The sequence below is a fragment of the Staphylococcus hsinchuensis genome (assembly GCF_038789205.1).
GTDB classification, from domain to species: domain Bacteria; phylum Bacillota; class Bacilli; order Staphylococcales; family Staphylococcaceae; genus Staphylococcus; species Staphylococcus hsinchuensis.
The window spans coordinates 635,197-649,592 of the sequence record NZ_CP128355.1 but is presented as its reverse complement, the minus strand read 5'-3'; the positions used below and the strand labels follow the sequence as shown (position 1 = coordinate 649,592).

At 35.6% G+C, this 14,396-nt stretch carries 11 protein-coding genes and 1 other annotated feature; of the genes, 10 read left to right on the top strand and 1 reads right to left on the bottom strand.

Annotation, left to right across the window (positions count from 1 at the left end; genetic code table 11):
- Positions 1 to 361: 361 nt before the first annotated feature.
- Genes yaaA through gyrA form a run of 4 tightly spaced genes read left to right on the top strand, consistent with a single transcriptional unit; the run spans position 362 to position 6,367 of the window.
- Complete coding sequence (gene yaaA / locus QQM35_RS03235) at positions 362 to 595, top strand: S4 domain-containing protein YaaA (protein WP_251521630.1); 234 nt, start codon at positions 362 to 364, stop codon at positions 593 to 595.
- Positions 592 to 1,707, top strand: coding sequence for a DNA replication/repair protein RecF (recF, locus tag QQM35_RS03230; protein ID WP_251521632.1), 1,116 nt, complete (start codon positions 592 to 594; stop codon positions 1,705 to 1,707). The genes yaaA and recF overlap by 4 nt, the downstream gene beginning before the upstream one ends.
- A gap of 11 nt (positions 1,708 to 1,718) precedes the next feature.
- Positions 1,719 to 3,650, top strand: a complete 1,932-nt coding sequence (gene gyrB, locus QQM35_RS03225; protein ID WP_418129335.1) for a DNA topoisomerase (ATP-hydrolyzing) subunit B — start codon at positions 1,719 to 1,721, stop codon at positions 3,648 to 3,650.
- 35 nt (positions 3,651 to 3,685) lie between these two features.
- A complete protein-coding gene (gene gyrA / locus QQM35_RS03220; protein WP_251521637.1) occupies positions 3,686 to 6,367 on the top strand; it encodes a DNA gyrase subunit A in 2,682 nt (893 codons plus the stop codon).
- A 119-nt stretch (positions 6,368 to 6,486) separates the two neighbouring features.
- On the opposite strand, the gene QQM35_RS03215 is transcribed toward gyrA, so the two are convergent.
- The gene (locus QQM35_RS03215) at positions 6,487 to 7,299 is read right to left on the bottom strand and encodes an NAD(P)H-hydrate dehydratase (protein ID WP_251521639.1); all 813 of its coding nucleotides are present in this window, start codon (positions 7,297 to 7,299) and stop codon (positions 6,487 to 6,489) included.
- A 414-nt stretch (positions 7,300 to 7,713) separates the two neighbouring features.
- Between QQM35_RS03215 and hutH the strand changes: the two genes are divergently transcribed.
- From hutH to QQM35_RS03185, 6 genes are all read left to right on the top strand, one after another.
- On the top strand, positions 7,714 to 9,222 hold the full coding sequence (hutH, locus tag QQM35_RS03210) for a histidine ammonia-lyase (protein ID WP_251521641.1): 1,509 nt from the start codon (positions 7,714 to 7,716) through the stop codon (positions 9,220 to 9,222).
- A 55-nt stretch (positions 9,223 to 9,277) separates the two neighbouring features.
- Positions 9,278 to 9,475 (top strand) — a binding site (T-box leader).
- A 65-nt stretch (positions 9,476 to 9,540) separates the two neighbouring features.
- Complete coding sequence (gene serS / locus QQM35_RS03205) at positions 9,541 to 10,824, top strand: serine--tRNA ligase (RefSeq protein ID WP_251521643.1); 1,284 nt, start codon at positions 9,541 to 9,543, stop codon at positions 10,822 to 10,824.
- Between the two features lie 377 nt (positions 10,825 to 11,201).
- A complete protein-coding gene (locus QQM35_RS03200; RefSeq protein WP_251521645.1) occupies positions 11,202 to 11,897 on the top strand; it encodes an AzlC family ABC transporter permease in 696 nt (231 codons plus the stop codon).
- On the top strand, positions 11,894 to 12,223 hold the full coding sequence (locus QQM35_RS03195; RefSeq protein ID WP_251521647.1) for an AzlD domain-containing protein: 330 nt from the start codon (positions 11,894 to 11,896) through the stop codon (positions 12,221 to 12,223). The genes QQM35_RS03200 and QQM35_RS03195 overlap by 4 nt, the downstream gene beginning before the upstream one ends.
- Before the next feature lie 70 nt (positions 12,224 to 12,293).
- Positions 12,294 to 13,262, top strand: coding sequence for a homoserine O-acetyltransferase MetX (metX, locus tag QQM35_RS03190; RefSeq protein ID WP_251521649.1), 969 nt, complete (start codon positions 12,294 to 12,296; stop codon positions 13,260 to 13,262).
- Between the two features lie 193 nt (positions 13,263 to 13,455).
- On the top strand, positions 13,456 to 14,382 hold the full coding sequence (locus tag QQM35_RS03185; RefSeq protein ID WP_251521944.1) for a DUF2232 domain-containing protein: 927 nt from the start codon (positions 13,456 to 13,458) through the stop codon (positions 14,380 to 14,382).
- The last annotated feature ends 14 nt before the right edge of the window (positions 14,383 to 14,396 follow it).

Genomic DNA, 14,396 nt, shown 5'->3' with positions numbered 1-14,396 from the left:
AAATTAAAATGCATGGTATTATACCAAAATATATAAATTGAAGCCAAAATGACCCTTAAAACACGTTATATGATTCAAATAAGTTTGTAGATTATGGTTTTGATTATTTTACAATTGTTATATTTTTAAAGTTTTCAATTCACATTGCATTTTGAGTCGTTATTTTTCGACAGTATGAATTAAAACTACGTGTGTATTTTTGCTATAATGTAAGTAGTTAAAACAATATAAAACAGATATTGAGAGAATCCTTTAAATTTATGTAAATAAAGTTTAAAGTAAACGCTTTCTTTCCTGTATTTTGAATGAAATTTTTACTCAAAAAAGGTATAATATAGGAATGACCTAATAAAGAAACGGAGTGATTGATTTGGTTGAAGAAATCATCGTAGACGGAGACATTACATTAGGGCAATTTCTCAAGACAGAAGGTATTATCGAGTCTGGAGGACAAGCCAAATGGTTCTTACAAGACTTTGAAGTCTTTATCAATGATGAACGTGAAACGCGCAGAGGTAAGAAATTAAATCATCAAGATCACATAGATATACCAGAAGTTGGTTCGTTTTTGATTTTACATCAAGGTGAAGAATGAAACTTAACACACTCCATCTAGATAACTATCGAAACTATGAATCAATTACTTTAGATTGTCATCCAGAAGTAAATATTCTCATTGGTGAAAATGCTCAAGGTAAAACGAATCTCCTAGAATCTATTTATACGTTAGCGCTTGCGAAAAGCCACAGAACATCCAATGACAAGGAACTTATACGTTTTTCTAGTGATTATGCTAAAATAGAGAGTGAACTAAGTTATAGATATGGCGTTATGCCTCTAACGATGTATATAACCAAAAAAGGAAAGCAAGTTAAAATCAATCACTTAGAACAAAGTAGACTGACTCAATACATCGGCCACTTAAACGTCGTACTATTTGCACCCGAAGATTTAAATATAGTTAAAGGTTCGCCACAAATCAGACGAAAATTTATCGACATGGAACTCGGGCAAATTTCAGCAGTTTACTTAAATGATTTGTCACAGTATCAACGTATTCTCAAACAAAAGAATAACTATTTAAAGCAATTGCAATACGGCAATAAGACGGATAGCACGATGCTCGAAGTTTTAAACCAACAATTTGCTGAATACGCCTTGAAAGTGATGCAAAGAAGAGCGCATTTTATTAACGAACTAGAATCTCTAGCTAGACCTATCCATTCAGGCATTACAGACAATCGTGAAACATTAGTATTGAAATACATGCCAAGCATGAAGCTAGACTTTACTAACAAAACTGAGACGGAACGCTTGGAGGATGTCTTAACAATACTTAACGATAACAAGGAACGTGAAATGGATAGAGCAGTTTGTCTTTACGGTCCGCATAGAGATGACTTAGGTTTTAATATTAACGAAATGGATGCTCAAATTTATGGATCCCAAGGGCAACAACGGACGACAGCCTTATCGATTAAGCTTGCAGAAATTGAGCTTATGAATATCGAAGTTGGAGAATATCCGGTATTACTTTTAGATGACGTGCTCAGTGAGTTAGATAACTCGAGACAAACACACTTGTTAAGTACGATACAGCATAAAGTACAGACGTTCGTAACAACAACATCTGTGGATGGTATCGACCATGAAATTATGAAAAATGCAAAGCTATTTCAAATTAAACAAGGTGAAATTATTAAGTAACGAAAGTGAAGGTGGAAACATTGTCAGATGTGAACAACAGGGAAGATTATGGCGCTGGTCAAATTCAAGTATTAGAAGGCTTAGAAGCAGTAAGAAAACGACCAGGTATGTATATAGGTTCAACCTCAGAAAAAGGTTTACACCATTTAGTATGGGAAATTGTTGACAACAGTATTGATGAGGCACTTGCAGGCTACGCAGATGAAATCAACGTCGTGATTGAAAAAGATAATTGGATTAGAGTTACAGATAACGGACGAGGTATTCCAGTAGGTATCCAAGAGAAAATGGGTCGTCCAGCAGTGGAAGTTATCTTAACAGTACTTCACGCAGGCGGAAAGTTTGGCGGAGGCGGCTACAAAGTCTCTGGTGGTCTACACGGTGTAGGTTCTTCAGTAGTAAACGCACTGTCCGAAGACCTAGAAGTGTATGTACATAAAGATAAACAAATTTATCATCAAGCCTACAAAAAAGGCGTTCCACAATTCGACTTAAAGGTTATTGGTGAAACGAAAGAAGAAACTGGGACAGAAATTCGATTTAAAGCAGACCCTGAAATTTTCACTGAAACGACGGTTTATAATTATGAGATTTTACAACAACGTATTAGAGAATTAGCTTTCTTAAATAAAGGTGTAGCTATCCGTCTAAAAGACGAACGAGAAGAGGAAGTTCGTGAAGATGCGTATTATTACGAAGGCGGTATTAAATCATACGTAGAAATGCTTAATGAGAATAAAGAACCGTTACACGAGCAACCAATTTATGTACATGAATCTAAAGATGATGTAGAAGTTGAGATTGCCTTACAATATAACAATGGTTATGCTACAAACTTATTAACATACGCAAATAATATCCACACATATGAAGGAGGAACACACGAAGAAGGCTTTAAACGTTCACTTTCACGTGTACTTAATAGTTATGGCTTAAATAGTAAAATCATCAAAGAAGACAAAGAGAGATTATCGGGTGAAGATACACGAGAAGGTCTAACGGCAGTCGTCTCAATCAAGCATGGTGATCCACAATTCGAAGGACAAACAAAGACGAAACTTGGAAATTCAGAAGTACGACAAATTGTTGATAAGATTTTCTCAGAGCTATTTGAACGTTTCTTATATGAGAACCCACAAGTGGCACGTATCGTAGTGGAAAAAGGTATTATGGCATCTCGTGCACGAATCGCAGCTAAAAAAGCACGTGAAGTGACACGTCGTAAATCAGCATTAGAAATTTCAAGCTTACCAGGTAAACTTGCAGATTGCTCTAGTAAGGATCCAGAGCGCAGTGAAATCTTTATTGTCGAAGGTGACTCTGCCGGGGGGTCTACAAAATCAGGTCGTGACTCAGAAACGCAAGCGATTTTACCATTACGAGGTAAGATTCTAAATGTGGAAAAGGCACGTCTAGACAGAATCTTAAATAACAACGAAATCCGTTCTATGATTACAGCATTTGGTACGGGAATCGGTGGCGAATTTGATTTAAGCAAAGCACGTTACCACAAGATTGTTATTATGACTGATGCCGATGTCGACGGTGCACATATACGTACGTTATTACTCACATTCTTCTATCGCTTTATGAGACCGTTAATCGAAGCGGGTTATGTGTATATTGCACAGCCACCATTGTTTAAATTAACGCAAGGTAAACAAAAATATTATGTGTTTAATGAACGTGAATTAGAAAAATTAAAATCAGAATTAGACCCATCACCTAAATGGTCCATTTCACGTTACAAAGGTCTTGGTGAAATGAATGCAGATCAACTTTGGGAAACTACGATGAATCCAGAGAATCGTGCAATGCTACAAGTTTCATTGGAAGATGCAATTGATGCAGACCAAACATTCGAAATGTTAATGGGCGATATTGTAGAGAACCGTAGACAGTTTATTGAAGACAACGCAGTTTATGCAAATTTAGATTTCTAGAGCAATAAGCTGAATTTTTGAAGGAGGATATCTTGATGGCTGAATTACCTGAATCAAGAATTAATGAACGGAATATAACAAGTGAAATGCGTGAATCGTTTTTAGATTATGCGATGAGTGTTATTGTGTCTCGTGCATTACCAGATGTAAGAGATGGTATGAAACCAGTGCATCGACGTATTTTATATGGATTAAACGAACAAGGCATGACACCAGATAAACCTTATAAAAAATCAGCGCGTATCGTCGGGGATGTTATGGGTAAATACCACCCTCATGGTGACTCTTCAATATACGAGGCAATGGTTAGAATGGCACAGGATTTCAGCTATCGATATCCTTTAGTAGACGGTCAAGGTAACTTCGGTTCCATGGACGGCGATGGCGCAGCAGCAATGCGTTATACAGAAGCCCGTATGGCGAAGATGACGCTTGAAATGCTTAAAGATTTAAATAAAGATACGATTGACTTTATAGATAACTATGACGGTACAGAAAGAGAGCCGTCAGTCTTACCTTCTCGATTCCCTAACTTACTAGTAAATGGTGCTTCAGGGATTGCAGTTGGTATGGCGACGAATATCCCGCCTCATAATTTAACTGAGGTTATTAATGGCATAATTAGTTTAAGTTACAATCCAGATTTGACGATTGCTGAAATTATGGAAGATATTCAAGGCCCAGATTTCCCTACTGCAGGTATTATTTTAGGTAAGAGTGGTATTAGACGTGCTTATGAAACAGGTCGTGGTTCTGTTCAAATGCGTGCACGTGCTGAAATCGAAGAACGTGGCGGTGGTCGTCAACGTATCATCGTTTCTGAAGTACCTTATCAAGTCAATAAAGCACGTATGATTGAAAAAATTGCCGAACTTGTACGTGATAAGAAAATTGAAGGTATTACAGATTTACGAGATGAAACAAGTTTACGTACGGGTGTACGTGTTGTTATAGATATTAGAAAGGATGCTAATGCAAGCGTCGTTCTAAATAATTTATACAAACAAACACCATTACAAACATCATTCGGTGTAAACATGATCGCCTTAGTGAACGGCAGACCAAAACTAATCAACATTAAAGAAGCGTTAGAACAATATTTAGATCATCAAAAGGTCGTTGTCAGAAGACGTACAGAATATAATCTGAAAAAAGCACAAGACCGTGCACACATATTAGAAGGTTTAAGAGTCGCACTAGACCACATTGATGAAATCATTAGCATTATTCGTGAATCAGAAACAGATAAAGAGGCTATGACGCGTCTACAAGAAGGTTTCAAGTTATCTGAGCGCCAAGCTCAAGCAATTCTCGATATGCGTTTAAGACGTCTAACAGGTTTAGAGCGTGACAAGATTGAAGATGAATACAACAACTTGATTGAGTACATTAAAGAGTTACAAGCAATTCTTGCCGATGAAGAACGCTTACTTCAAATCGTAAGAGATGAGCTTATCGATGTTCGTGATCGCTTTGGCGATGAACGTCGCACTGAAATTCAATTAGGCGGTTTAGATAGTATTGAAGATGAAGATTTAATACCTGAAGAACAGATCGTCATTACATTAAGTCACAATAATTACATTAAACGATTACCAGTTTCTACATATAGAGCTCAAAATCGTGGCGGCCGTGGTGTCCAAGGTATGAATACGTTAGAAGAAGACTTTGTCAGTCAACTTGTAACGATGAGTACGCATGATAACGTCTTGTTCTTTACGAATAAAGGTCGCGTGTATAAACTTAAAGGTTATGAAGTGCCGGAACTCTCACGTCAGTCTAAAGGTATACCAATTATCAATGCGATAGAGCTAGATTCCGATGAAAAAATCAGTACGATGATTGCCGTGAAAGATTTAGAAAGTGAAGAAGATTACTTAATATTTGCGACACTTAAAGGACGTGTGAAACGTTCTGCATTAAGTAATTTCTCACACATCAATAAAAACGGTAAAATCGCAATTAGTTTCAAGAATGATGATGAGTTAATTGCGGTAAGACTTACTGATGGTAATGAAGATGTCTTAATCGGTACATCTCACGCTTCATTAATCCGTTTCTCAGAACAAACATTACGCCCACTTGGTCGTACGGCAGCGGGTGTGAAAGGTATCACGCTACGCGAAGGAGACGAAGTTGTCGGCTTAGATGTAGCACATGCTAGTAGCGATGATGAACTCCTTGTAGTAACTGAAAATGGTTACGGTAAACGTACACCAGTTAAAGATTACCGATTATCAAATCGTGGCGGTAAAGGTATCAAAACAGCAACAATTACTGAACGAAATGGTAATATCGTTTGTATTACTTCTGTAACTGGTGAAGAAGATTTAATGATTGTTACGAATTCAGGTGTAATCATCCGTATTGATGTGCAAGATATTTCACAAAATGGACGTAGCGCTCAAGGTGTTCGTCTCATCAAGCTAAGTGATGATCAGTTCGTTTCAACTGTAGCGAAAGTAAGTGAAGAAGAGAAAAAAGAAGAAGCCCTCGAAACATCCGAAGCAGAACAAGGCGAAGATGAAATATCAAATGAGAGCGAAACAATCGCTGATGATCAAACACCTGGTAATACAATTCATACTGAAACAGAAGATGAAAGTACTACTACAGACGATGCTAATTCAACAGAACGCCAAGAACTTAGACAAGACTTCATGGATCGTGTAAATGAAGATATTGAAAACGAAGATAACGATGAAAGTGATGAATAACAAATAGAAAAGCACGACCTTTCTTTATTAGAAAGGTCGTGCTTTTTCATATAATTTATCGAATTTGTATAGATTACATTAAAATTTAGTATGCCTACCGTCTATTTTGGACTGTGAATTTAACTTTCTAATGATTTCATCACATATGGAATTTCATTAATTAATCTTGAAGGTGGAACGACATACATTGAAGAAGATAATTCTTCGCCAATATAACTATGTGTATAAGTCGCACTTGTTACCGCTTCTTCAAAATTATCAAACTGTCCAATAAAGCTTGTGATCATACCAGCTAAAGTATCACCCATACCACCTGTAGCCATTGCAGGTGTACCTATAGGTAATTTGTAATCACTATTTTTAAAGTAAATTTCTGTGCCGTGCTTTTTAAGAATGACTGTAGAACCTAATTGATCAACCGCTTCACGATTGCGTTCATATGTTTGCTCATCTACAGGAATATTACTTAAACGCTCCCACTCTTTTGGATGCGGTGTAAAAATCACGTTACATGAAGGGATATCCGGTTTCAATTTACTAAATATAGTAATTGCATCCCCATCCACGATTAAAGTTTGATGTGGTTGGATATTTTGCAATAAGAAAGTAATTGCGTTGTTCCCTTTAAAGTCACAACCTAATCCAGGACCGATTAAGATACAATCTGTATGCTCAATCATCTTCGTTAACATCTTAGTATCATTGATATCTATAACCATTGCCTCAGGACAACGTGAATGAAGCGCTGCATGGTTAGTAGGATGTGTAGCTACAGTAATTAACCCACTTCCACTAAATACACATGCACGTGCTGCTAGCATAATTGCCCCACCTAAATTTACATTTCCACCGATTAAAAGAATCTTTCCGTAATCACCTTTGTGAGTTTCTTCATTACGTTTCGGTATGTTAACTGATGATAAAACTTCCACAATTGAAACCTCCCTTAAATAAATACTCATTTTTATAGTCGTGTCGTACGTGTTGAAAAAATAAATGAAGCATGAGCATTGCATATAATTCCACAACCAAACTTAAATCCTTATAGGAAAAGGTAATAAAGTGTGTGAAAACAATGTGCTCATCTCCATTGATAACAATACGGTCAAAACAACAATTTCTAAATACAATAGTGTATATTATACTTGGTTTGGCCGTAAGTCAATACTTTGATTCGTAAAGAATTTATAAAGTTACATTAACCTTTGTTAAGTTAAACTTTACCCTATTAAATCGGTAACTTAATAATACGTTACGGATATTGTTCAAAGTGTTGTTTCCATAAAAGTGTAAGCGTATACTTTTTATTAAACAAAGGATTTATTTAAAACAAAGGAGATGGAAGAATGGTATTACATTTAGATGGTGAATCATTAACAATTAATGAAATTAAGCATTTTTTAGAACATTCAGATACCGTTAGCATTGGAGATCTCACACTAGAACGAGTTAGAAAAAGCAGACAAATCGTTGAAGACATTATAGAAAAAAAACAAGTTATTTATGGTATTACGACTGGATTTGGATTGTTTAGCGATGTACGCATTGATGAAGGTGAATATAATCAGTTACAAACGAATTTAATTCGTTCACATTCATGTGGTATGGGCAAACCTTTCCCTAAAAACGTAGCATTGGTCATGATGGTATTACGACTTAATACATTAATCAAAGGGCATTCTGGTGCCTCAGAAGCTTTGATTGATCAATTACAATATTTTATTAATCATCGTATTATCCCAGTTATCCCTGAACAAGGTTCACTAGGAGCTTCTGGTGATTTAGCACCATTATCCCATTTAACATTAGCGTTAATTGGTGAAGGTGAAGTTTATTATGAAGATCAAAGATTAGACAGTCGGGATGTCTTAAAACGTTTAAATCGAGAACCACATGTGCTAAAAGCTAAAGAAGGTTTAGCGATGATTAATGGTACGCAGCCAATGACAGCACAAGGTATTATTAGTCATATTGAAGCGGAAAGTTTAGGGTTACAAGCAGAGTGGATTGCTTCATTAACACATCAAGCTTTAAATGGTATTACAGATGCTTATAATGAAAACGTTCATAAAGTAAGAAACCATCCAGAACAAATTGAAGTGGCAGCACGTATGAGAGACTGGTTAGAAGGTTCAGAACTTACGACAAAACAAGGTGATATAAGAGTACAAGATGCGTATACATTACGTTGTATCCCTCAAATTCATGGAGCGAGTTTCCAAGTCTTCAATTATGTAAAAGAAAAACTAGAATATGAAATGAACGCTGCGAACGATAATCCGCTTATCTTTGATAATGACAATGAAACATTAGTGATCTCAGGCGGTAATTTCCATGGTCAACCTGTCGCATTTGCTTTAGATTTCTTGAAAATAGGAACAAGTGAGTTGGCCAATGTTTCAGAACGACGTCTAGAACGTCTAGTAAACCCTCAATTAAACCAAGGATTACCAGCATTCTTAAGTCCACAACCAGGTTTACAAAGTGGTGCCATGATTATGCAATACGCTGCAGCAAGTCTCGTTTCAGAAAATAAAACACTTGCTCATCCAGCAAGTGTAGACTCTATTCCGTCTTCAGCCAATCAAGAAGATCATGTTTCTATGGGAACAATTGCTTCACGACATGGTTATCAAATAGTTGAAAACGCTCGTCGCGTTTTAGCAATTGAAACAATCATCGCGTTACAAGCAGTTGAACATAAAGATGTTAAAAAGTTATCACCAAAAACATATGAAAAATATAACCAATTACGAAAAATTGTTCCTTCCATAACAGAAGATCGTCAATTCCATAAAGATATTGAAGCAGTATCACAATATCTGCGAGAAGCAGCTTACAAAGAAACAGTATAATGCGTGTCATGCTTGAAATCACAAAATTGATTTGCTATATTTAATTTAAGTTAATAATAGTATTGTTCGTAGGCCAAGTAACATTAATTATTTGATTTCAGAGAGCTTGTGGTAAGTGTGAACAAGTAATCAATATTAATGCGAATCTACCTACTATATGAAAGAACAATCGGTTTTAACCGTTATTTTAGTGTGAGCGCAGTCTAAATTAGGCTGTTAAATAGGGTGGCAACGCGTAGACCACGTCCCTTGGGTAAGGGATGTGGTCTTTTTTATACGCGGAGTCCTCAAATTTATCTTCGAAAGGATGAAATTTTTATGTTGGATATTAAGTTATTCCGTAAGACACCAGATTTAGTTAAAGAGAAAGTTACTAAGCGAGGCATGGATGACAGTGTTGTTGATGACGTATTAAAGTTAGACGACCAACGCCGTGAATTGATAAGTAAAGCTGAAGAAATGAAAGCTGAACGTAATAAAGTGAGTGGTGAAATCGCTCAGAAAAAACGTAACAAAGAAAATGCTGATGATGCGATTGCTGCAATGCGTAACTTAGGCGATGACATCAAAGCTTTAGATGAACAATTAAATAAAGTAGATGCAGAACTAAACGATCAGTTATCTCGTATTCCTAACTTAATTCATGATGATGTTCCTGAAGGTGCATCAGATGAAGACAATGTAGAACTTAAACGTTGGGGCACACCACGTGAATTTGATTTCGAAGCTAAACCCCACTGGGATTTAGTGGAAGAATTGAAAATGGTAAATTTCGAAAGAGCTGCTAAAGTATCTGGAGCAAGATTTGTCTATTTAACTGGTGATGGTGCACAACTTGAACGTGCGTTAATGAACTACATGGTAACAAAACATACAACGCAACATGGTTATACTGAAATGATGGTACCTCAATTAGTGAATGCAGATTCTATGTACGGTACAGGTCAGTTACCTAAATTTGAAGAGGATTTATTCAAAGTTGAAAAAGAAGGTCTTTATACAATTCCTACAGCAGAAGTTCCTTTAACAAACTATTATCGTAACGAAATTATTGAGCCGGATGTCTTACCTGAGAAATTCACAGCACAATCTGCATGTTATCGTAGTGAAGCGGGTTCAGCAGGAAGAGATACAAGAGGTCTTATCCGTCTCCACCAATTTGATAAAGTTGAAATGGTTCGATTCGAAAAACCAGAAGATTCTTGGGATGCATTAGAAGAAATGACAACAAATGCTGAAGCGATATTAGAAGAACTTGGATTACCATACCGTCGTGTGATCTTATGTACAGGCGACATCGGATTCGGTTCAAGCAAAACATATGATTTAGAAGTTTGGTTACCAAGTTATAATGAATATAAAGAAATTAGTTCTTGTTCAAATATTACTGATTTCCAAGCACGTCGTTCAAATATCCGTTTCAAACGAGATACAAAAGCAAAACCAGAATTAGTGCATACACTAAACGGTAGTGGACTTGCAGTAGGTCGTACATTTGCGGCTATCGTTGAAAATTATCAAAATGAAGACGGATCAGTAACAATTCCAGAAGCACTTGTACCATTCATGGGTGGAAAAACAGAAATTCGTCCTTTTAAATAAATAAATTAGAAGAGATTATTTTTAAAATAAATAGTATTAGTTAATAACGAAATCGCTATTCATTTAAGGTAGAAGCGCATAAAAGCTTCTGCCTTTTTATTTTGATTAATGAAACTAAAAACCCTCTCCTTATAAGCTTTTCACATGAATTATTTAGTAGTAGGGGAGGGTAGGGGAGGTGTAAAAAGTCAAAAATATAGAAGGACGTCTAAAAATATTTTAAAAATTACAAATTCTTTAAAGAGTTGTTATTTCAACTTTTATAGACGAACGTTTGTCTTCGGTCACACAAACGGTATTCTAAAATAGGTGGGAGTTTTCTGAATTTTGTATTAGAATAGCAATACTTATTTTTTAAAAGGGAAGGCGGTGGAAAGTTGGCAGAACATCTTTCATTTAGGCAAGGCGTTAGGGAATGTATACCGACTTTATTAGGCTATGTAGGAATTGGTTTGTCATTTGGAATCGTCGCAACTTCTTCCGGTTTCCATTTAATAGAAATCATCTTACTCTCATTATTAGTTTATGCAGGATCCGCGCAATTTGTCATATGTTCGTTAGTCATTGCGGGAACGCCATTATATGCGATTGTTTTAACCACATTTATTATCAATTCCAGGATGTTCCTTTTAAGTCTGACATTAGCACCGAATTTTAAAAATTATGGCATTTTAAATCGTATCGGTCTGGCTTCATTAGTTACTGATGAAACATTTGGTGTAGCCATAACACCTCATGTGAAAGGGGAAAAGATAAACGATCGGTGGCTACATGGTTTAAATATTACAGCTTATACATTTTGGACAATAGCTTCGATAGCAGGTGCTTTGTTTGGTAAACAAATTAAAAATCCTGAGAGTTTTGGATTAGATTTCGCAATTATTGCGATGTTTATTTTTTTAGCTGTATCTCAATTTGAGACCATTTCACGTAAACGTATTTCAATTTATGTAAAACTTATCCTCTGTACAATTGTAATGATGTTTGGATTTAGTATGTTTGTTCCTACATATATTGCAATTCTTATTGCGTCTACGTTGGCAGCACTTTTAGGGGTGGTGTTGGATCGATGACCTCAACAACGCACATACTCATTATTATAGTTTTATGTGGTCTTGTTACTTGGTTAACACGCGTTATACCATTCGTTCTTATATCCAAAGTTGGTTTGTCAGAACGCATAGAAAAATGGCTTTCATTTATACCAATTACTTTATTTACAGCATTAGTTATTGATGGCGTGATAAAACAACATGAAAGTGGATTTGGTTATAGTTTAAATTTACCGTTTGTAATTACAGTCTTTCCAACGATAGTCGTTGCATTTTGGACACGTAGTTTAACGGTTACAATAATATTTGGCATGTTAATGACAGCATTGATAAGAATATTCATGTAAGGTAATACACATTTATTATTCAGAATATTACGATTTTAATTTGTAGAAAATAAAACTGAGGAGGCTAACAATGACGAATTATACAGTAGATACTTTAGAGTTAGGTTCATTTACTACTGAATCAGGTGAAACGATAAACAACTTAAAATTACGTTATGAACATGTGGGATATGCAGGGCAACCGTTAGTGTTAGTATGTCATGCTTTAACGGGTGATCATTTAACTTATGGCACGGATGCGGAGCCAGGTTGGTGGAGAGAGATTATTGATGGAGGTTATATGCCTGTACACGACTACCAGTTTCTGACATTTAACGTCATTGGAAGTCCTTATGGTTCTAGTTCTGCATTAAATGACCCTAATTTTCCTCAGAAACTAACTTTGAGAGACCTTGTACGAGCAATTGAAAAAGGTCTTGAGGCGTTAGGTTACAGTCGAATTAATATCGTGATTGGAGGTTCACTTGGCGGTATGCAAACACTTGAACTACTATATAATCGTCGTTTTGAGATAGATAAAGCAGTAATACTTGCTGCAACCGATAAGACTTCCTCCTACAGTAGAGCCTTTAATGAGATTGCTAGACAAGCGATACACCTAGATAATGAAGAGGGATTAAGTATAGCAAGACAACTAGGCTTCTTAACTTACCGTTCCTCTAAAAGCTATGACCAACGTTTCACACCTTCAGAAGTAGTTTCATATCAGCAACATCAAGGTAATAAGTTTAAAAATAACTTTGATGCCCAGTGCTATTTAACACTGCTGGACGTCTTAGATAGTCATGATATTGACCGTGGTAGAAATGACGTAAACGAAGTATTCGCGAATTTAAATACCAAGGTGATGACACTCGGATTTATTGATGATTTACTCTACCCAAATGATTTAGTACAAGCAATGGGAGAACGCTTTAAATATCACAAACATTGCTTTGTACCAGATAATGTAGGACATGATGGTTTTTTATTAAACTTCAACGATTGGGCACCAAATCTCTATCATTTTTTAAAGGTTTCAAAAATAAAGCGCAAATAAAATACTGAATTTATCCATCACGCATGAGCAACAAAAATGGAATATTGAACCTTAAAAACTGTTGATAAAGGAAATGAATTAATAATAAATAATAGAAACATTTTCTCAAACACGCTATCTATTAAAAATATAGCCAGTTAAATTGTGTAAAAGTTTTAAAGAGGTTAGAATGGTACGTATAGTTAAAAATAGTATAGGAGTGGCGAACTTGTTTTCTAAAATTTATCCAAAGGCAACTATACTGAGTATATTGGCGCTGTTAATAGTCGCTACAATTCTACATATATTGCCACCTTTGGGTCTCATATTAACCCTTTTTGCAACGATACCAGGAATTATTCTCTGGCATAAATCTGTAGAATCATATGGTATAGCTGCCGTGGCTACAGTCGTATTATCTACGTTGTTTGGTAATATCTTTGTATTGAGTTTCATGATAATTATCTTAATTATGAGCTTTGTTATAGGGCAATTGCTAAAAGAACGTACAACAAAAGAAAGAATTCTTTATATAACAACAACTTACATAAGTATGATCGTCTTAATTACGATTATGGTGTTACAATCACTTTCCCAATTACCTAAACTAATGAGCCTGATGAAACCAATTAAGCACCAAATCAAACAAATGATGGCAGAGAGCTCGGTTTCAGGTGATTTTAAAGGAATGTTTGACGAAAGCTTTCGTCAAATGACGGTTCAAATACCAAGTTATATCATTATCGCAATATTTATTTTCGTGTTGGTTAATTTATTAATTACGTTCCCATTACTACGTAAATTTAAAATCGCAACACCTATTTTCAAGCCATTATATGCATGGCAGATGAGCAAAACGTTACTTTACATATATTTAATTGTGTTGCTTTGTGTTATGTTTGCTAGCCAACAGGGTACTTTCCAAAGTGTCGTATTAAATATGGAAATTGTGTTATCATTATGTATGTATATTCAGGGTTTAAGTGTTATACATTATTTCGGAAAAGCGAAATCTTTACCGCTCGTAATTACAATTATGTTTATCGTTTTCGGTACGTTTATTAATCCATTTACACATATTGTAACTTTACTGGGTGTGATTGATTTATACATCAATTTAAAAGGTATCATTAAAAAATGATTAGAGGTGGAAAA

Bases quoted from the DNA above. Each gene is read 5' to 3' on its own strand.
- recF (WP_251521632.1), top strand. From the start codon at position 592: ATGAAACTTAACACACTCCATCTAGATAACTATCGAAACTATGAATCA.
- gyrA (WP_251521637.1), top strand. From the start codon at position 3,686: ATGGCTGAATTACCTGAATCAAGAATTAATGAACGGAATATAACAAGT.
- hutH (WP_251521641.1), top strand. From the start codon at position 7,714: ATGGTATTACATTTAGATGGTGAATCATTAACAATTAATGAAATTAAG.
- serS (WP_251521643.1), top strand. From the start codon at position 9,541: ATGTTGGATATTAAGTTATTCCGTAAGACACCAGATTTAGTTAAAGAG.
- QQM35_RS03195 (WP_251521647.1), top strand. From the start codon at position 11,894: ATGACCTCAACAACGCACATACTCATTATTATAGTTTTATGTGGTCTT.
- metX (WP_251521649.1), top strand. From the start codon at position 12,294: ATGACGAATTATACAGTAGATACTTTAGAGTTAGGTTCATTTACTACT.